Source organism: Sediminibacterium roseum (assembly GCF_009939005.1).
Classification (GTDB): Bacteria; Bacteroidota; Bacteroidia; order Chitinophagales; family Chitinophagaceae; genus Sediminibacterium; species Sediminibacterium roseum.
On the sequence record NZ_JAACJS010000015.1, the window covers coordinates 356,863 to 377,593 of the forward strand.

Sequence of the window (20,731 nt, forward strand, 5' to 3'; positions counted from 1 at the left end):
AATGCTCAGGGTAACGATGGCTGCAACTTCTTTGCCAGTTCATACGCGCCGAAGCGTGACAAATGAACTTCGTCGCGGTAAAGCAGGTGGCCGTTTTTTTCGAGTATGTATTTGTTTGCGCCTTTAAGGCATTCCGCGGCATCCAATACCTCCAGGTCCTTTGAAGCGAGCGATCTGAAAAAAGCCAATAGGTCCTGGTTTTGCCGGTTGAATGTTTGCACGCTTTCACCAAATTCATTTATTTCTTTGTTGAACAGGCGCGGCTGGATGGTTACTTTGCTGAAAGGATTGGGCGCATGGGGAATGGCAGTAACAACGATCACTTTTTTATGCAGCCCTATAAGCTGGTCAACTGTAAAACGGATCGATGCCTTGAACATTTTAGCACCTGGCAATGTTCCAGGCTTGTCTGCCTTTTCAAGTCCGTACACCTTCGCATCAACAATTTTTGCAGCCTGGCCGAGGTTCGCGAAAAAGGCAAGCCAATTCGCATGCAGCACAACCGTAGTTATTTCAGGATGCTGTTTGATGAAGTGAAGAACATGGTTGTTCAGTTTCATGAACGCACTTGTTCTTACAGGTTCAAACTGGATACCGAGCAGCGGTGGCGTGGAAGGGAAACACAAAACATACCCATGTTTACCTGCGCCGCCGCAAACAGAATCGACACCCGAAGCAAGCGCGATGGTAAACGAATCTCCCCAAACCAAAAAATTTGCGGGCGCGCTTGTGTCGCCTACCGCATACGGAACCGGCATAACATCGGGGTTGGCCACTGCTGTCCTGCCCAGTTCCGCAATGGAATCCCAGCGCGGGTCTTCCTTCACCTCACGGAACATCAGATCTGTGGGCGATTGTTTGAAGAAGGCGCCGGGCTTTGACAGGGCAAACCCGGTTAGTCCGGTTAAAAGCAGCACCACAACAGCGGCGCCCAATGTTTTCTTCCTTGTTTTTACAACCCCGTTCTTTTTCCTGAATGGTTGCTCAACATAATAATAAGATAGCATCGACAACAGAAAGGACAGAACGCCAACACCTATTTTTATGGGCGTTGAAAAATCACCAGGCGCCAGCAACCGCGCAAACACCACAAGCGGCCAATGCCAGAGGTAAAGGGAATAAGAGATCTTTCCTGTAAACACAAAGGAACCGCTGGATAAAACAGCAGAAACAAAATTCTTTGCAAACAGCGATCCATAAACAATGCCACAGGCACCTACTACCGCCAACAGGTTAAAGAGGCTCGAACCCGGTATCCTGCCAAACAGTACACAGGCAACAACGATGCAAAGCATCCCTCCCATACCGGCAACCGATGCGACCCAGGTTTTAACAGGTGCTGGAAGAATACCCGCAGACAGCAAACCACCCGCCAACAGCTCCCAGGAGCGCAGCAGGCTGTGGTAAAAAGCCGTGTTCGCATCCTGTTTGATTTGCCAGAGATAGCCCGAGAGGGAAAGTATAAAAAGAAGCAGGAGCAACCGTTTGATAAATCTTCCCTTCAGCAGACGGGAACCTGCGGTGATGATCAACGGGTATACGAGGTAGAACTGTTCTTCAATAGACAGCGACCATGTATGCAGCAATGGCATCTGCAGTGCATCCATGCCGAAATAACCATGCGTGGTTTTCCAGAAGAAAAAATTGGAACAGAAAACAGAAACGGAAACAAGGCTCTTTGCGTAGGTCTGGCTGTCGTAATAATTAAAGATGATACAAACGCCGGCTGTTGTAAAGATCAATACAGGTACCAACGCGGGCAATATGCGCCGCGCCCTGCGTTCATAAAAACCGGCTACCGAGAAAGTGTTATCCGCAACACTGGCGAGAAGCAGGGATGTGATGAGGTAACCCGAGATCACAAAAAAAACATCAACCCCCAATAACCCGCCCGGAACAAATGGAACATCGAGGTGATAAAGCAAAACCGCAACAACCGCAACCGCCCGCAAACCGTCAATTTCGGGTCTGTATTTCATTGCTGTTTTTGTTTGGTACTGTTAATAGCAAGTCAAATCAACACTGGATAATTAGGAATTAGGAATTAATAATTAATAATTATTGATAATTCCCAATTCTTAATCTTAACTCCTAATTCCTAATTCCTAATTCCTAATTCCTAATTATTTAGTTCCTGCTGTTTGTTCTAATTCATGCCCGGAAACAACGGTCTTCCTACTACTTCGCGGAATGGCCATGGAACGGTGGCGAGGATAACGATGAGTGCGATGAGGAGGTAGAAAAATGCTTTCCTGTATTTGGTTTCATCCGGCACTGCTTTTTTCGACATGCCGTGTGCGAGGGTGATCAGTACGATGGCGATGATCATTCCTACCGGGTGTTCAACAAGAAAGAAACGGTAGAATTTTTCTTTCATGATGTTTGTTCCTTCGGGAAGTTTGGTAAACCCATACCGCCCGAAGGTTACCTGGTACAAACCGACCAGTAAGGTAATGTGTGCACTGATCATCGTGAACAGCCACACTTTCTTATCGCCCGGCGAAAATGTTTTTTTGCCCTGCCACCCCGAAAGCGCCTTAAAGATCGATACGAGCAGCAATACCAAAATTACCCAGCGCATGAGGTTATGTAAGTGTAATAATCCTGTATCCATAAGAGTTGATTTAGTTAGAAAGATAATGTTTATTCGCGAATCGCGTTACTCCACCCAATCTGCAATAAACAAATTCGTATCCCTGGTTCCACCATTGTTCCGGTTTGATGCGAAGATGATCTTCTTACCATTCGGGCTGAACATAGGGAAGGCATCAAAGCCTTTATCACGGCTTATTTTTTCAAGTCCTTTCCCATCCAGGTCGGTCAGGTACATGTTGAATGGGAACCCTCTTTTGTATTCGTGGTTGCTGCAGAAAATAATGTGTTTGCTGTCTGGCGTAAAGTTGGGTGCCCAGTTGGCTTGCCCGAGTTTGGTTACCTGTTTTGCGTTTTGTCCATCGGCATCCGCCACCCATACTTCCATATTGGTGGGGGCAACCATTCCTTCTGCAAGCAGCTCCTTGTATTCTTTCACTTCGGTAGCCGTGGTGGGGCGGCTGGCGCGCCAAACGATCTTTTTGCCATCCGGGCTGAACCACGCACCGCCGTCGTAACCGATCGCGTTGGTGATCTTTTTTTCTTTCCCGCTGGCGAGGTCCATGATATAGAGATCGAGATCGCCGTCTTTATCGCTGCAATAGATCATTTTTTTTCCGTCGGGCGACAAGGTTCCTTCTGCATCGTAACCTTTTGCCGTAGTGATCTGTTTGATGATCTTCCCGTTCAGATCGGCCATAAAAATATCATAGGTATCGTACAAGGGCCAGATGTACTTGTTGCCATATTTGGCGCGGTCGGGCACAGGCGGGCAGGTATCTGCGCCTTTGTGGGTAGAAGCAAAGATGATGTGTTTGCCATCGGGCAGGAAATACGCACAGGTGGTGCGGCCCTTACCGGTGCTTACCCTTTTGTACGTAAATTTTTCACCGGGTTTGGTTGGCAGCTTGCCAATAAAGATCTGGTCGCAATTCACCCCTTCTTTCGGGTTGGTGCGCTGGAAGATGATGTATTTGCCATCGTAGCTGAAATAGGCTTCGGCATTGTCGCCGCCAAAGGTCAGTTGCGTGATGTTCCTGAAATGTTTTTCACCGGCAAAATGAACAGAGTCTTCCGTTCTTGCCTGTGCGGAAACGGAAACGATGCCGGCGATAAGGCAGGCGATCAGGAGAGGTACTTTTATCATAGCTGTATGTTAATATCCGGCAAAAGTAAGTGTGTGAAAACTGTCTTTCGTCAAAAAAATGTCATCACACCCCTCTCCCCTCTTATTTTTGCAGGATGAGAACATGGATGCCCGTGTTTTTACTGGTGTTTTTCATAGCCTGTAAGAACGAATCAAAAAATACCCCGCCCGATGCACTGGCCAAAGAAGAGATGCCGGCACCCGTAAGGCAATTGTTTACGGATGTTGACCAACACCCCGACAGCACCGGGCTTCGCCTCCGCCTGGTGGATGCACTCGATAGCCTGGGTGCGTACAGGCAGGCGCTGGGCCAGATGGACCCGCTGATCAAAAAAGACAGTCTTAATTACGGCCTCTGGTACCGCAAGGCCCTGCTCCAGGAAAATGCGCACGACACCACCGGCGCATTGAAATCGTACCGCTATGCCATCCGCATATACCCCTCGCCCGACGCGATGCTGGGTGCAGCAAATCTTTTGGCGGAAAGAAAAGATTCGATCGCCCTCCTGTTGTGCAAACAGATCGCCTCGCTGCGCATTGGAAGGGAATACACGGCGCATACCCATTTCATCAGCGGTGTTTATTATGCAAGAACCGGGAACCAGCAAAAAGCGATGGATGCTTTCAATGCCTGTATAGCGAACGACTACAGTTATTCGGAAGCGTATATGGAAAAAGGGTTTCTTTTTTATGAATCAAAAAAGATCCCTGAAGCGTTGCAGGTTTTTCAAACCCTGTCAACGGTGCGGAACACCTATCCCGATGCCTATTACTGGATGGCCAAATGCTACGAGTCCATGAACAGGCGTACCGAGGCCATCGCCAATTACCAACGCGCACAGGCGCTGGATCCGAAGCTCACAGAGGCTGGGGAAGCATTGAAAAGATTGGGCGCCGCGCAGTAACGGGAAAAAGCGGTTGAAATCCGTGTTCCCTTTTCCAAAATTTCCACGAACAGATTTTCCAGTTTACATTTGCACATGCCCATTATTGCCCCATCGCTCCTGAGCGCCGATTTTTTGAATCTCCAGAAAGATTGTGACATGATCAATGCCAGTGAGGCCGACTGGCTGCACCTGGATGTAATGGACGGGAGCTTTGTTCCCAATATCAGTTTCGGTTTCCCGGTAATAGAAAGGGTTTGCAAGGCCACTACCAAGGTCTGCGACGTTCACCTGATGATCCTCGAACCCGGCAATTATGCAGAAGCGTTTCAAAAAGCCGGCGCGCACAACCTTACGGTTCATTACGAGGCTTGTCCGCACCTGCACCGGAACCTGCAGCAAATAAAAGCACTGGGCATGAATGCAGGTGTGGCATTAAATCCACATACCCCCGTTCACCTGCTGAGTGATATTTTACACGATATCGATCTGGTGTGCCTGATGAGTGTGAACCCCGGTTTTGGCGGACAACAATTCATTCCTCATACCCTGGAAAAAATAAAGACGCTCCGGGCCATGATCAGCGAACGGGGTTGCAAAACCCTTATCGAGATCGATGGCGGTGTTACGCTGGAAAATGCATCCACCATTCTTACTGCGGGCGCAGATGTACTGGTAGCGGGCAATACGGTGTTTAGATCGGCAGACCCTGCTGCCACAATTGCAGCGTTAAAAAAGCTGTAATAAAGAACGGCTATTCCTGGAAGGGGGAGCCTAATACTCGTCGATCTTCAGCGTTGAAGATGCATATATACCTTTCCACACCTGTGCATAAGAAGTATTAGGATTTTATATAGGGCTTCAATTAAATTTGGAATAGAAGTTGCAAGCTCTTATTCAATCACTAAACCGTAACAGATTGACAGAAACCATCATTAACCTCGAGTCCGTTAATCCCATCGAATTCTTTGGCGTAAACAACGGAAAGTTAGATTTGCTGAAAAAGAAATTCCCTCTGTTAAAGATCCTCTCCCGCGGGACACAATTAAAACTGAGCGGGGCTCCCGAACAAATAGAAACAGCAAAAGAAAAGATCGACCTCATCATCCAGTACCTCGAAAGAAATGGCCACCTGAGCGAGAACTATTTTGAACAGATCCTTGGTGGCGACGATGCAGAAACGGTTGACAATTTCGTGGACCGCAATCCCAACGACATCCTCGTTTTCGGTCCGAATGGAAAAACCGTTCGGGCCCGCACACAGAACCAGAAGAAAATGGTACATGCCGTTGACCGCAACGATATCGTGTTCGCCATCGGGCCCGCAGGTACGGGCAAAACGTACACTGCCGTGGCATTGGCCGTAAGGGCCCTCAAGAACAAGCTGGTTAAAAAGATCATCCTCACCCGCCCGGCGGTAGAAGCGGGGGAAAGCCTTGGTTTCCTGCCCGGCGACCTGAAAGAAAAGATAGACCCATACCTGCGCCCTTTGTATGATGCGCTGGACGATATGATACCTGCCGACAAACTCGGCTATTATATGAGCACACGCACCATCGAGATCGCCCCGCTGGCTTATATGCGCGGCCGTACGCTCGACAATGCGTTCATCATCCTTGATGAGGCGCAGAACACGAACGACCTGCAGCTGAAAATGTTCCTGACGCGTATCGGCGCCAATGCCAAGGCCATCATTACCGGCGACCCCACGCAGGTGGATCTGCCGAGAAACATGCGCAGCGGGCTTGAAAAATCAACACGCATCCTCAAACACATCGATGGCATTGCCCATATCGAATTGACGGAAGAAGACGTGGTACGTCACAGGTTGGTAAAAGCGATCATCAAAGCGTACGAGAAAGAAAGCGAGAACGAAGAAGCGCAGGGTAACCACAACAACAATTACAGGAGGTAGCCTGCATAAAGTAACATAAAACAAGGCCCGGGAACAAGTATATCAAAAACCTTGTTTGCCGGGCCTTGTTGTTTTTGGATGATCTATGATCCAATTTTATTCACCCAGGATCTCGTGCCCCAGTTTATCTCTTTTTGTTTCGAGGTATTTCAGGTTGTGCGAATTGGGATGAACTTCGATCGGAACAATGTCAACGATCTCCAATCCATATCCTTTCAAACCGGCGCGTTTGCGCGGGTTGTTGCTCATCAGTTTTAATTTATTGGCACCGAGATAACGCAGCATCTGTGCACCTACGCCGTAATCTCTTTCGTCCATGCCAAAACCAAGGTGGAGGTTGGCCTCTACGGTGTCCATGCCTTCTTCCTGCAGTTTGTATGCCTTCAGTTTGTTGATGAGGCCAATGCCTCTTCCTTCCTGGTTCATGTAAAGGATCACCCCTTTCCCTTCTTCTTCTACCATGGCCATGGCCTTGTGAAGCTGCTCGCCGCAATCGCAACGGAAACTGCCGAGGATATCGCCCGTAAAACAACTGCTGTGAACGCGTGTCAACACCGCTTCGTCTTCTGCCCATGTGCCTTTGACCATGGCAAGGTGTTCTGCGCCCGTTGTTTTTTCTTTAAAGGCCACCAGGGTAAAATGGCCCCATTTGGTTGGCATATCCACCCGCACCAGTTCTTCGATCAATGAATCGAGTTTCAAACGGTAATCGATCAGGTCTTTGATGGAAACGGTTTTCAGGCCGAACCGCTTCCCGATCTCAAGCAACTGCGGCAAACGCGCCATGGTTCCGTCTTCGTTCATCACCTCCACTAGCACACCCGCGGGTTGCAGTCCTGCAAGACGCGGAATATCAACCGCCGCCTCTGTATGTCCTGTTCTGCGCAGCACCCCACCCGTTTTTGCACGCAACGGGAAGATATGCCCCGGCCTGCCCAGTTCCGATGGATGGGTTTGCGGATTTACCAGCGCCTGTATGGTCTTTGACCTGTCCTGCGCCGAAATACCAGTGGTGGTTCCCTGCCCTATAAGGTCTACCGAAACGGTAAAAGCGGTCTCATGCAAGGAAGTGTTGGAAGTAACCATCGGGTCGAGCTGCAGTTCTTTGCAGCGCTCTTCGGTAAGCGCGGCGCAGATGAGGCCGCGACCCTCTTTGCTCATAAAGTTGATGACCTCGGGTGTACAATGCTGCGCGGCGATGATAAAATCGCCCTCGTTCTCACGGTCCTCATCGTCTACCACTATGATCATTTTACCATTGCGGATATCATCAATCGCATCTTCAATTCTATCTAACATAGGTTCCTGTTTGTCCGGCAAAATTACAGCCGAAGGGTTATATAAGGTGTGCTGACCGGGAATTTTACCAATAACGCAAGTCGACGGCCTGTTTCTGTTCGGACCCTGCAAAAGCTGGTGATTCGGTCTGCCACTACCAAAAAAACCGCTTTTTCACCCCCCATTCTGCGTTAAATACGCAATACGCGGCTTTGCATATCCTGGTTTCTTAGCGTATTGAAATATCTGTATGCGAGCCATTTTATCTTCCATCATTTTTTTGTTGCTGATCACATGCGTTCGTGCGCAGGTAACAGGCGGCAGTATCGCCGGAAAAGTAAAAGCCGAAAACGGGATACCCTTGCAGGGAGCATCCATCAGGATCAAACACGGCGCTACGGGAACCCTTTATTTTTCAACATCAGGCAAGACAGGAAATTTCTTTGTGCCCGATGTGTCGCCGGGGAACGGCTATTCCGCTGAGGTGTTTTTTGTAAATCATAAATCAGAGGTGCGCAGTAACATCACCGTAAACCTGGGCGAAGAAACAACAGTTGATTTCGTGATGAAGCAAAATGTGACTGTATTAAAGGAGGTCACTGTTTCGGCTGCACACCAAAACAGGAACAGCGGCATGGTCATTACAAGGGAAAAGATGGATCTTTTGCCCGGCCGGAACATGTACGAACAACTGCGCAGCATCCCGGTGGCAAGCTTGTCTGCGGGAAACGAAGGTGGCATTTCGTTTGCCGGGCAAAACAACCGTTACAATGCCATGTACATTGATGGTGCGATCAACAACGATGTGTTTGGATTGGCAGCATCGGGAACCAATGGCGGGCAGGCAGGCATTTCGATCTTACCTGCCGATGCAATTGCGCAGTTCCAGGTAGCCCTCACACCATATGATGCATCGCTGGGAAATTTTACCGGTGCGGCCATTAACGCAACAACAAGATCGGGAACGAATCAAAAAGAAAATTCGGTGTATCATTATTTCAGCAACAGGGACCTGTCGGGGAAAACGCCTGTCGGCGAAAAAAAGGATGCGGCGAAACTGAATACTTTTTTTTCGGGAACATACGGATGGCGCACACAGGGAGCGTTCATTAAAAACAAACTGTTCTATTTCGCCAACATCGAATTACAGCGCGAGGTATTTTCCCAGCCATTTTTATTCGACCGCTACAAAGGGAACACAAAAGACATACGGTTGCTGAACATCCTTGCCAACACGGTCAAAGCAAGTTACCATTACGATCCCGGCAGCTTCCTCGATAACCCGGAAACGGTGAATGCAGACCGCGTGGTCATGCGCCTCGACTGGAACATCAATTGGAGAAACAGCCTGTCGGTAAGCCACCGTTACACCTACGCACAACGCATGAATGCAAATGCAGGCAATGAAAACACCATTCATTTCAGCAACGATGGATATGCATTTTTTTCCGGAACAAATTCGGTTTCCCTGGAATGGAAAAGCAGTTTCAATAAAAGCACGGCCAACAAACTGCTCGTTACGTATACAAAAGTGAACGACGACAGGGAGCCGCTGGATAAGCCCTTTCCCCGCGTTCGTATCAACGATGGCGAGGGTGCGATCCTGTTTGGAACCGACAACAGTTCAACGATCAACCAGCTGATTCAAAGCAACCTGGGTGTTGCCGACAAATTTAAATTCAATGCGGGGCCACATTTGCTCACCACGGGTTTTGACATCGAACACAACCGCATCAGGAACGCATTTATACAGAACAGTTTTGGGAGCTATACCTATTCATCGCCCGGTGATTTTCTGACAAACGATCATCCTTCCGCGTACCAGTTGGGTTTTTCGCTCGTGGATAATATCAATGCCGATCAAACCATGGCCAGCGCTGCATTTTCTGTTTTGCGAACAGCGGTGTTTGTGAACGATGAGTTGCGCTTTAAAAATTTCGTATTGAATTATGGGATCAGGTTCGATAAACATTTGTTCTTAACCGCTCCCGCCCGCAACGACTATGTAAACGATGTGGCGCTTCAGCAGATCGCCAAATACTGGGACACGGAAGGAGCATTGTCGGGCGCACAAATAAACATACCCTTGTCTGTTTCGCCGAGAATCGGTTTCAGCTACCGCGATGCAAAACACGCGGTTGCCATCCGTGGTGGTGCGGGCATATTTTCAGGCCGGCTGCCCCTGGCCTGGCCGGGGGGCGTGTACAACAACAACGGGCTTTTTATCGGCGGGTTCTCTGCGAGCCTTTCGCAACTCGGCAAGATGAGGTTCCGTCCGGATCCTTTTCGTCAATGGACGCCCAGAGATTTCAACAGTGCCGGGAACAAGGAGCCACTCAATCTTATTTCGGAAAAATTCAGCATGCCGGAATTATTCAGGGTGTCGCTGGCAGCGGAGAAAAAATGGAGCGATTGGACCACATCGTTGGAGCTTATGTTCAGCAAGAACATCAACGAGATCAGATACACCAACCTGAACCTGCTGCCGCCCGTTGGCACGGCGGAAGGGCCGGACAGGCGGTTTATTTATCCGGATGTGAACAATGCAAGAATCGGGCTGGAAGCAGGCGGATCGAATCCTTTCGATTATGCGATCCTTTTGGGAAACAACAAAGAAAGAACCGGCTATGCATATGACCTCAGCTTTGGCCTGGTGGGTTTACCCGGGCACAACTGGAAAGCCGATATCAGTTATCATTTTGGGCATTCCTACGTAAACAATGAAGGAACAAGCTCGGTAAACCTCACCCAATGGCGAACGATGGAAACGGTCAATGGCCGGAACTTTCTTACCCGAAGCGTTTCTGATTTCAGCCCGGGCCATAGGGTATTCGCGGTCTTCAGCCGCGTGTTCCGGGGCAGGCACGGCGGGGCGTCGACCACCTGTTCGTTTACCTACAACGGGCAATCAGGGGCACCGGTGAGTTATGTATACGATGGAAGTATGACAAGGGATGATGGAGCCTTTGGGGCATACGACCTGATCTATGTTCCAACGGCGGAAGAACTGGCAGGCGCCGTTTTTCTTCCGAATACGGTCAATGGAACGGTTTATACGCCGGCCCAACAAAAAGAAGCGTTCAACCGGTTGATCGAAAACGATGGCTACCTGAAAAGCCGCCGCGGCAATTACGCAGAGCGGAACGGGAGCCGGATGCCTTTTGAACATGTGGTAGACCTGAAGATCTTATACGACCTGCGGCTGAAGGTAGCCGGCGACAAGTGCCGCCTCCAGCTCAGTTTCGATCTTTTCAACTTCACCAATTTCCTGAACAGGGATTGGGGCCGCAGGTATTTCCAGCCCAACGGCCAGGTGGCGCTGCTGGATTTTGCCGGCTATACAGGCGCGGGCGCAACAGTGCCGCAGTTCAAATTTAATGCCACGACGGAATTGAAGGAAAAATGGACCGCCAGTCTTTCAACCACCCCTGCCTATAGTGCACGTTGGAACGGCAGATTGGGTATCAGATTGTTATTTTGACATTAGCGCATTACCACGCAGTAAACACATGAAACATTTTTAGCATAAAGCAGTACCGGGACAACTATTACCGGATTATTAGGCATGAGAAAACGTTGTTTTATCACCAATTAATCCCCATTCGCGGGCAGGATTATGAACAAATTAACAATATTTTCGAAAATGCCTGTTTAAGCCGTGCGGATGCCTCATATTTGCAAAATCTAAAACTATGTTTTATGCGAATTACAAAGAGAATTTTAATGATGCTGCCGGCTTTACTGATGGCCATGGCATCAATGGCGCAGGTTACCACGAGTACCATCGCCGGAGCCGTAACTTCCAAGGGGCAGGGCCTCGAAGGAGCGTCGGTAAAGGCAGTGCACATCCCGTCTGGTACAACCTACACCACAGTGAGTAAAAAGGGTGGATCCTTCAATTTGCCGGGTCTGCGTGCGGGTGGTCCTTACACCTTGACAATTTCGTATGTAGGTTTAACAACCTTTGTAGAGGACGGTTTTTCCATCCCGCTGGGTTCAACTTACGACGTTAATGCTGAAATGAAAGACGGCACAACAGAATTGTCTGCCGTAGTAGTATTGGGAACAAAAAGAAGGGCAGCCGTTGAAAAGATCGGTACTTCTACCAATATCGGTCAACTGCAACTGAGCACATTGCCTACGATCTCCAGGAGCATTACAGACTTTACCCGTCTTACGCCACAGGCAAGCGGAAACAGTTTTGCCGGACGTGACGGTAAAATGAACAACGTAACCGTTGATGGTGCAAACCTCAACAACAACTTTGGTTTGAACACCGACGCGTTGCCAGGTGGTGGTAACCCGATCTCATTGGATGCGTTCCAGGAGATCTCCGTTAACATCGCTCCTTACGATGTTAAACAATCGGGTTTCACAGGTGCATCGATCAATGCGATCACGAAAAGCGGTACCAACACTTTCCATGGAAGTGCTTACACTGTTTTCCGTAACCAGAATTACAACGGTCTCAACGTAGCGGGCACCAAACTGGCTGCACCTGCAACTACAAGCAACAAAATTTACGGTGCTACTGTAGGCGGACCGATCATCAAAAACAAATTGTTCTTCTTCATTACCGGCGAGCAGGAAACAGGCTCTGCACCGGGCGTAACCTTCTCTCCGAAAGGAGGATCAGGCAACGGTACCACTTCAAATGTGCCTATCGATTCATTGGCGAAACTGTCTAACTACCTGCAAACCAAATATGGTTACAGCACCGGTGCTTACGACAACTTCGGCGCTAACGAAACAAAAAACCACAAGATCCTTGCTAAGATCGACTGGAACATCAGCAACCAGCACAAGCTGACTGCGAAATTCAGCGATTTCAAGGCTACAGGCTATACACCACCAAGCGGTAGCGGTGGTATCAATGGTGCAAACAGCCAGTCGGCCATCGTTTCATACATCGGTTCTTACCGTTTTGGAGCGCAGGCGATGAGCTTTGCCAATTCTTTCTACAAAACAACAGACAAGGTTAGAAGCTATTCATTGGAGTTGAACAGTAACTTCAATGGTAAATTCGCAAACCAGTTCATCACTACACTCACCAAAATTGCAAGCACCAAAGGACACGACGGCATGAACTTCCCGTTCATCGATATCCTCGGTTTAACAGCGGGCAGCAAGGTGAACTATATGGCGGCGGGTAACGAACCATTCAACGGTAACAACAACGATGTTATCAATGATGTATTCAATATCACAGACAACTTTACTTATTTCGCAGGCAAACATACCATCACTGCAGGTGCAACTTACGAGTACCAGAGAGTAGGTAACATGTTCATGCCGGGTTCACAAGGTTATTATGTTTATGGATCACTGGATGATTTCATCAACAACAGGGCTCCAAAACTTTTCTCTATCAACTATTCACTGGTACCGGGAGAAGATGCGGTTTACTCAGCCAACCTGAAGATCGGTCAGCTCGGTGGTTATATCCAGGACGAATTCAACATCAACCCACGCTTCAAACTCACTTATGGTTTGAGGATCGATGTTCCGGTTTATCCTACGCAACCACTCAACAACCCGGCTATCGCAGCGCTTACTTTTGCAGACCGCAACGGAAACCCTGCGCAGTATTCTACAGGCAGGTGGCCAAAAGCAACCAACTACTATGCACCAAGAGCATCGTTCCGTTGGGATGTTAATGGAGACAAGAGCCAGATCATCCGTGGTGGTTCAGGTATATTCACAGGCCGCGTACCGTATGTATTGCTCACCAACATGCCATCAACAAGTGCGATGTACACATTCGGCGCATTGGTTACTGCAACATCTGACCTGAACAACTTCCTGTTCAACCCCGATCCAAAAGCATACAATCCTTTCTACAACAGCAGCCTGAACCCTGCGCAGTTCCCTAAAACAGTGGGTACGGTAGCGCCAGGTACATTTGCTGTACTGGATAAAAACTTCAAGTTCCCGCAGGTATGGCGCACAAACATTGCGATCGACCAGCAGCTTGGAAAAGGTTGGTCTTACACCATCGAAGGTTTGTTCACACAATCTTTGAACGATCCTATCATGCGTAACGCAAACCAGAAAAACCCTGATGCTACCATTACACTGGCACCGGGCGTAACCCGTCCTTACTACAGCAGCAGCAGTGCAGCGGTAAGAAGGATCAATTCTGCGATCACAAATGCAACTGTTCTTGAGAACACAAACAAGAACTATTCATTCTCGATCACAGCAGCCATTTCAAAAGCGTTCACAAAAGGATTCTACGGATCATTGGCTTACACCTATGCAGTTGCATCTGATGTTACCGCCAACCCTGGTAGCCAGGCCGCATCCATCTGGGCCGGTAACCAGAACGTTGGTACACAGAACGACCTGGAGTCTTACAACTCACAGTTCGCAGTACCTCACCGTATCGTAGCTTCTTTGTCTTACCGTGTTGAATACCTGAAACACCTTGCTTCTACTTTCTCCTTCTTCTACGAAGGAAATACGCAGGGCCGTTACACTTACCAATACGCGAACGACCTGAACAACGATGGTAACACTGCTGACCTCCTTTACATCCCTAAGAACACATCAGAAATGAACTTTGCTCCAAAAGCCGCTTCAGGAACAACGCCTGCGTTCAGCGCAGCTGACCAGGTTGCTGCTTTCGAGAAATTCATTACACAAGATCCTTACCTGAGCAAACACAGGGGTGAGAACGCACAAAGAAACGGTGCATTGTATCCTTTCTACCACAGGGTTGATTTCAACTTCCTCCAGGATATCTTTACCAATGTTGGTAAATACAAAAACACACTGCAATTCAACCTTACAGTGGTTAACTTCCTGAACCTGTTGAACAACAACTGGGGCATCAGAAAATCATACGTAGTAAACAACCCACTTACCGTGGCTTCTGTAACTGCGGGTGTTCCTCAATACACATTGGCTACTTACACTCCGCAGGGAGCAACTGTAAGCCAGTTGGTTGACAGGACCTTTGTAAACGTTAACTCTACCTCAACTACATGGGGTATCCAGATGGGCTTCAAATACCTGTTCTAAAACAGGAAGCCCGGTATTTACGGGCCTTGTTTGAGTCTTGAATAAAAAGGAACCCCGGTCAATGCTGACCGGGGTTCTTTTTTTTGAGTGCTCCGTTGCCGTAAGTTCGTGCCGGACATAAAGAAAACAACAAGCCTGGTCGGATCGACCAGGCTTGTTTGTTTATAAAAACGTTTAGGGTCCGGAACTCAGATCCCCCACCCCCATTTCAAAAACGCGGGAAACGCTTTTGCCCAGGTGGCCACGTCGTGTTTGCCGTTTTCGAGTTCGAGGTATTTGATGTGTTCGTCGGTATAGCCTTTTGATTTGAGTTCGAAAATAAGATCAAGCGCATCGTCGATGGAATCGATCACGCCATTGTTGTTGCGGTCTGCGGTTTCATCTTCTGTACCGCATTCTATGAAGAAACGGAGCCAGGGATGGAAGTTTCCTTTGCGCACCTGCAGGTGCATGAGCCTGTCCTGCTCATCGTTGTACCCCTCATCATACCCTTTCCTGCGCCACCAGAACGATCCGCTGAACGAAGCGGCGCGGCTGAATTCGCTGGCATGGTTCCAAACAATATCAACCGCACTCAATGCTCCCAGCGAGAACCCTGCAAATGATTTGTCTTTGAATGAAGGCGTATTGTAGGCCCTGCGTATAAAAGGCAGCAACTCTTCAAAAATAAACTTGCTGTACAACCCTGCTTTCGCACCGCGGCCCTTGAAATCAGCTGAATAAGCGGTACCGTATTCCATTTTCCTGTCGGGGCCGCAATGTATGCCCACACAGACCAAAGGTTCTATCTGTTGCCGGGTGATGAGGCCGTCGAGAATTTCATCGAATGGCATCTGGAGAAGATCCTGTCCGTCGTTGATCAGTAAAAGGCTCAACTGTTCAGGACTGGCCATTGCGGAGGGCAGGTACACATCAACAATCACTTCACGCTCCAGGTATTCAGAACTGATGGTACATTGCTCTACCACAACGGAAGAGAGTGTTGTCTTGCTTTCGGTCATAGATCTCAAAAATAACGGAAAAGGGGGAAAGTGAGTGGTGGGCAGTGAATCGCAGGTTTACCTGTCTGCAAAAACAATTTTACTGGCACACCTTTTTATTTCAACACAGTTTCGTTAAATTGAAAACGGTTACATCATTTAGCACCATTCTTCATCAAACTATTATTTATGAAAAAGATCGGCATCCTGTTTGGGCAGGAAAGAAGTTTTCCAATGGCCTTTGTTGAAAGGATCAACAGTAAGAATATCGATGGCATTACAGCGGAGCCGGTTCGGATCGACAAAGTTATGCAGGGCGAGCCGAGTGGGTATGATGTGATCGTGGACAGGATCAGCCAGGACATTCCCTTCTACCGCGCATTCCTGAAGAACGCCGCCCTTTGCGGCACCGCGGTGATCAACAATCCTTTCTGGTGGAGCGCGGACGAAAAATTTTTCAACAACTGTCTCGCTACAAAGATCGACGTGCCTGTTCCCAAAACCGTGATCCTGCCATCGCGCGATCTACCGCCCGATACCACCGATCAATCGTTCAGCAATCTTGCCTACCCGCTCGATTGGGATGGCATCTTTAACTATGTTGGCTTCCCGGCATACATGAAACCTTTCGCCGGGGGCGGATGGAAAAACGTATACAAGCTCACCAGCATGGATGATTTCTTTGACAAGCATGCAGAGACCAACCAGCTCATTATGATGCTCCAGGAAGAGATCATCTTCGAAGAATATTACCGTTGCTATTGCATTGGCGGAAAGTATGTGCGCATCATGTCGTACGAACCGCGCAACCCACACCACCTGCGTTACGTGGCGGATTTCAAACCTTCGGAAGCGAGGCTCAAGCAAATGACCGATATCGTGCTGCGCATCAACAATTACCTCGGCTACGATTTCAACACCGTGGAACTTGCCGTACGCGATGGCGTTCCCTACGCGATCGACTTCTGTAATCCCGCGCCGGATGCGGACCTCAAGAGCGTGGGCCAGGAGAATTTCGACTGGGTAGTAGAAACCGCAGCAACCTTCGCCATCGAAAAAGCACAGGCAAATGTTCCCGGGGCAGACAACCTTACCTGGGGCGAGTATGTAAAGCGGAGTGCAGGGGGAAAGAAACTTTATTAATTCAGCTAACGGCTCAAAGCAACACATGGGAAACATCAACTACCAACATTTCACCCTTGGCGTAGAAGAAGAATACATGGTCATCGATCCCAAAACAAGGGAACTGAAAAGCCATGAGCAGCGGATCGTGCAGGAGGGACAAAAGATCCTCAAAGACAAGGTAAAAGCCGAGATGCACCAGGCCGTGGTGGAAGTGGGTACGGATATATGCGCCAATATCGAGGAAGCGTTCAAGGATGTAGCCTCGCTGCGCGGCAATATTGCGCAGATAGCCGGGGATCTTGGCCTGTGGATCGGCGCCGCCGGAACACATCCTTTCAGCCATTGGGAAACACAGCTGATCACCGACCATGTTCGTTACAACGAGATCGTGAACGAATTACAGGAAGCCGCAAGAAGCAACCTCATTTTTGGCCTGCATGTGCATGTGGGCATGGAAGACAGGCGTATGGCCATCCACATCGCCAATACGGCGCGTTATTTTCTGCCGCACGTATATGCACTGAGCACCAATTCGCCTTTCTGGGAAGGAAGGGAAACAGGATACAAATCGTTCCGTACAAAAGTGTTTGACAAGTTTCCACGCACGGGCATCCCCGATTATTTTGAGAACATCGAAGCCTACGAGAGTTATGTGAACCTGCTGATCAAAACAAACTGCATAGACAATGCGAAGAAGATCTGGTGGGACCTGCGTGTTCACCCCTTTTTCAACACGGTAGAATTCAGGATCTGCGATGTGCCGATGACGATCAACGAAACGATCACCATCGCCGCCCTGTTCCAGGCCATCAGCGCAAAAATCTACAAGCTGCGTAACCAGAACCTCAACTTCATGATCTATTCACGCTCCCTGATCAATGAAAACAAATGGCGCGCGAGCCGTTATGGCATAGACGGAACACTGATCGATTTCGGTAAAGAAACCGAAGTGAATACCCGGGCGCTCATTTACGAACTGCTCGATTTCGTAGACGATGTGGTGGATGAACTCGGAAGCCGGCACATCATCAACTACGTGGCCAAGATCTTCGAAACAGGTACCGGCGCAGACAGGCAACTGGAGGTTTTCAAAAGAACAGGGAGCCTGGTAAACGTGGTGGATTATATTCACGACCAGTTCCTGGTGGTGTAAGAGTTCAGTCCCCGGCCTTTTAATTAAATAAACATCACATACATTAGTAATTAAAATAGAGCCCCGTTTGAGAAAAGTTGCTGGTTCGTGCCAGATCCGAAAAGCACCAAAGGCCCCGGTTACCGGCCCGGCTAAAAAATAACAGGCTTTTTGAGATCACAGGGCAACGGAGTAACTTGCTGCGGTATCTATCTATTGCCTAAACTAATACACTCACTTTGAGCGAAGAGTACGAATTGATCAAGGGCTGCATCAACAAAGATGCCAGGTGCCAGCGCATGCTGTTTGACCGGTATGCCGGCAAGATGATGGGCGTTTGCCTGCGCTATGCCAATGATGGTATGGAAGCAGAAGACATGTTGCAGGATGCCTTTATCAAAGTTTTTCAATACATCGGCCAGTTCAAGTTTGAGGGCGCTTTCGAGGGATGGATACGCAGGATCGTGGTTAACACCGCCATCCGCCACCTGGAGCGGAAAAAACTCCATTTTAAAGACATAGACGACAACAGCCAGCACGCACCGCAGATAGACGCACAGGCCTATACGCACCTGGGCGAGGCAGACCTGATGAGGCTCATCAGCGGGTTACCGGATGGATACCGTCTCGTGTTCAACCTCAATGCGATCGAGGGTTACAGCCATGAGGAGATCGCCGTGATGCTGAACATACAACCCGGCACCAGCCGCAGCCAATTGGTAAAGGCGCGGAAGATGCTGCAACAACAAATCCTACAATTGCAAAAAGTTGCTGTATAGAATGAACGATAGCCAATTTGATGATTTCGTCAACGACAAACTCAATGAGTATGCGGCGCCCGTGCCCGCAGGCCTTTGGGAGAAAGTGGCGGAGGGTCAGTTCGACCAGTTCATCGGCGGCAAACTTCAAAACCATATCGCACCCGTTCCCGAAGGTTTGTATGAGAAAATAGCAGATGCGCAGTTCGACCAGTTCATTGGCAACTCGCTCAAGGACCATACGGCCGCCGTTCCGCAGGGATTGTTTGAAAAGATCACGGACGGGCAATTCGATTCCTTTATCGCAGACAAATTACAGCCTGCCGAAGCGCCTGTTCCGGGAGGTTTGTGGGACAAGGTGGCTGATGGCCAGTTCGACTCTTTTGTTTCAGGCAAACTCAGGGATGCAGAAGCGCCCGTACCTGCCGGCCTTTGGGAAAAAGTAAAACCGGAAGACGACGAAGACGACCGCGTTGCCTTCTGGTGGTTCCGTTATCCGGCTGCTGCCGTACTGATCCTGGCCTTGTTGACAGCCGGGGCGGTGGGCTCTTATTTTTTCTTCTCCGGTAAAAAACAAAACGCGGATCCAACACTGGTTCAGTCTGCAAACAAAAGCACAAGTGAACCATCCCCGCCGGATCGACCAGCTAACAATAACACGGTTGCCGTTCCGCCTGTTGCAAATCCGGGGCAGTCTTCGGTAGAAAACAATGTCCACCCTGCTGTTCCATCCAACCGCTCAGCGGCAGAAAGTACATCGAGGGTGAACAACGACCTGGACCAACCGGGTCAAAACAACAATACAAAGGGTAATACAGAAAATACCGCAGGCCATTCCATAACAATTCCCAACTCCCCCACCGGTTTGCGTTTTGCGCCTCCTGTGAACAAGGCCGGAGCGATTTCTGCCAATCCCAACGAAGTGCTGGCGAATATCCAAAGCAGTATCACGAAAAACGAAGGAACGGCGGTTGCGGGCAATGAAAACAAGTATGACCCCGTTATCGAACCTTATCAACCCGGCTATACCGAAGCATCCATCATTTCGAGGGCAAAATTCAGCCTGGCCGATCTTTCCAATAAGCAATTGTTTGCGGGCAACCACAAGTTTAAAAGCGTGATCATTTGTCCTTCGGACAAAGGCATCAACACCGACTGGTACCTTGAAACCTACCTATCGCCTGATATCGCTTTCAAATCCGTAAGCAATGTATCTGCATCTCCCACTTATATGCTGAAGAAAGACAGCGCAGAACGTTCGCGTATCGGGTATACCGCGGGCATTCGCCTGGTAAAACCGATCACCGATAATATTTTACTGAAAGCGGGTTTGCAATATTCGCAGGGCAACGAACAATATGTTTACCGCACGGAGAACGAAGTAAAAACGACTACGGTGGTAACCGTCCGCACCATCATAAGAGCGCCGGGAGATACGGTGATCGTGAACGACACGAGCATCCTGCAGACAGCCGGCTTCAAAACCAACACCGTTAAGAACCGTTACCGCAGCTTCGATATTCCGGTTACGGTAGGTTACCAGTTTGGGGACGAGGACCTGAAGATCGGCATCAACGCCGGCGTTGTGTTCAACATTACTTCGTGGTACCAGGGAATGGTGCTCGACAGTACGCTCGCCAATGTGCCGCTGAACAAGAATGGCAATGGCATTTACCGGTCGAACATCGGCCTGGGTTTGACCGGCAGCGTAAGCATTGTAAAAAGGCTGAGCGACGACCTTCACCTATTTGCCGAACCGTATTTCAGGTATAATTTGTCGGACATGAGTACCGCTCAATCGGGTTTTAAACAGCGCGTGAGTGTAGGCGGGTTACAGCTGGGTTTGCGGTTCAATTTAAACAGGAAATAGCAGGCAACGGAAAGTGTTGAGCCTGTA

General features: G+C 49.0%; 14 protein-coding genes. 9 read left to right on the top strand and 5 right to left on the bottom strand.

The genetic code is table 11. From position 1 onward, the window contains the following. Window positions 1-5: 5 nt before the first annotated feature. The 3 genes from GWC95_RS12690 to GWC95_RS12700 all read right to left on the bottom strand — a co-directional run bounded on the left by GWC95_RS12690 (window position 6) and on the right by GWC95_RS12700 (window position 3,739). Window positions 6-1,979, bottom strand: coding sequence for an acyltransferase family protein (locus GWC95_RS12690; RefSeq protein ID WP_161819103.1), 1,974 nt, complete (start codon window positions 1,977-1,979; stop codon window positions 6-8). Between the two features lie 167 nt (window positions 1,980-2,146). Next, window positions 2,147-2,581, bottom strand: a complete 435-nt coding sequence (locus GWC95_RS12695; RefSeq protein ID WP_237722150.1) for a hypothetical protein — start codon at window positions 2,579-2,581, stop codon at window positions 2,147-2,149. A 78-nt stretch (window positions 2,582-2,659) separates the two neighbouring features. After that, window positions 2,660-3,739 carry a TolB family protein gene (locus tag GWC95_RS12700; RefSeq protein WP_161819105.1) on the bottom strand — a complete coding sequence of 360 codons (1,080 nt, stop codon included), beginning with the start codon at window positions 3,737-3,739 and terminating at the stop codon, window positions 2,660-2,662. 95 nt (window positions 3,740-3,834) lie between these two features. Between GWC95_RS12700 and GWC95_RS12705 the strand changes: the two genes are divergently transcribed. The 3 genes from GWC95_RS12705 to GWC95_RS12715 all read left to right on the top strand — a co-directional run bounded on the left by GWC95_RS12705 (window position 3,835) and on the right by GWC95_RS12715 (window position 6,538). Continuing rightward, on the top strand, window positions 3,835-4,644 hold the full coding sequence (locus tag GWC95_RS12705; RefSeq protein WP_161819106.1) for a tetratricopeptide repeat protein: 810 nt from the start codon (window positions 3,835-3,837) through the stop codon (window positions 4,642-4,644). 75 nt (window positions 4,645-4,719) lie between these two features. Next, complete coding sequence (gene rpe, locus GWC95_RS12710) at window positions 4,720-5,367, top strand: ribulose-phosphate 3-epimerase (RefSeq protein ID WP_161819107.1); 648 nt, start codon at window positions 4,720-4,722, stop codon at window positions 5,365-5,367. Window positions 5,368-5,542: 175 nt separating this feature from the next. Next, the gene (locus GWC95_RS12715; RefSeq protein WP_161819108.1) at window positions 5,543-6,538 is read left to right on the top strand and encodes a PhoH family protein; all 996 of its coding nucleotides are present in this window, start codon (window positions 5,543-5,545) and stop codon (window positions 6,536-6,538) included. Window positions 6,539-6,634: 96 nt separating this feature from the next. Here the strand turns inward: GWC95_RS12715 and GWC95_RS12720 are convergent, their stop codons facing one another. Continuing rightward, window positions 6,635-7,837 carry a bifunctional 3,4-dihydroxy-2-butanone-4-phosphate synthase/GTP cyclohydrolase II gene (locus GWC95_RS12720; RefSeq protein WP_161819109.1) on the bottom strand — a complete coding sequence of 401 codons (1,203 nt, stop codon included), beginning with the start codon at window positions 7,835-7,837 and terminating at the stop codon, window positions 6,635-6,637. 229 nt (window positions 7,838-8,066) lie between these two features. Here GWC95_RS12720 and GWC95_RS12725 point away from each other — a divergent pair, with 229 nt between their 5' ends. Both GWC95_RS12725 and GWC95_RS12730 read left to right on the top strand, forming a co-directional pair. Then, entirely contained in the window at window positions 8,067-11,297 is a 3,231-nt protein-coding gene (locus GWC95_RS12725) for a TonB-dependent receptor (RefSeq protein ID WP_161819110.1), read from the top strand. 218 nt (window positions 11,298-11,515) lie between these two features. Further along, window positions 11,516-14,839 (top strand): TonB-dependent receptor, encoded by a 3,324-nt coding sequence (locus GWC95_RS12730; RefSeq protein ID WP_161819111.1) that lies wholly within the window; start codon window positions 11,516-11,518, stop codon window positions 14,837-14,839. Window positions 14,840-15,027: 188 nt separating this feature from the next. Here the strand turns inward: GWC95_RS12730 and GWC95_RS12735 are convergent, their stop codons facing one another. Then, the gene (locus GWC95_RS12735) at window positions 15,028-15,840 is read right to left on the bottom strand and encodes an alpha/beta hydrolase (RefSeq protein ID WP_161819112.1); all 813 of its coding nucleotides are present in this window, start codon (window positions 15,838-15,840) and stop codon (window positions 15,028-15,030) included. Window positions 15,841-16,008: 168 nt separating this feature from the next. Here GWC95_RS12735 and GWC95_RS12740 point away from each other — a divergent pair, with 168 nt between their 5' ends. The 4 genes from GWC95_RS12740 (at window position 16,009) to GWC95_RS12755 (ending at window position 20,704) form a co-directional block, all read left to right on the top strand. Continuing rightward, the gene (locus GWC95_RS12740) at window positions 16,009-16,962 is read left to right on the top strand and encodes an ATP-grasp domain-containing protein (protein ID WP_161819113.1); all 954 of its coding nucleotides are present in this window, start codon (window positions 16,009-16,011) and stop codon (window positions 16,960-16,962) included. Between the two features lie 25 nt (window positions 16,963-16,987). After that, window positions 16,988-18,097: a carboxylate-amine ligase gene (locus GWC95_RS12745; protein WP_161819114.1), complete on the top strand. Its 1,110-nt coding sequence runs from the start codon at window positions 16,988-16,990 to the stop codon at window positions 18,095-18,097. A 218-nt stretch (window positions 18,098-18,315) separates the two neighbouring features. Beyond that, window positions 18,316-18,855 carry an RNA polymerase sigma factor gene (locus tag GWC95_RS12750; RefSeq protein WP_202630285.1) on the top strand — a complete coding sequence of 180 codons (540 nt, stop codon included), beginning with the start codon at window positions 18,316-18,318 and terminating at the stop codon, window positions 18,853-18,855. A gap of 1 nt (window position 18,856) precedes the next feature. Beyond that, complete coding sequence (locus GWC95_RS12755; protein ID WP_161819115.1) at window positions 18,857-20,704, top strand: outer membrane beta-barrel protein; 1,848 nt, start codon at window positions 18,857-18,859, stop codon at window positions 20,702-20,704. Window positions 20,705-20,731: the final 27 nt, after the last annotated feature.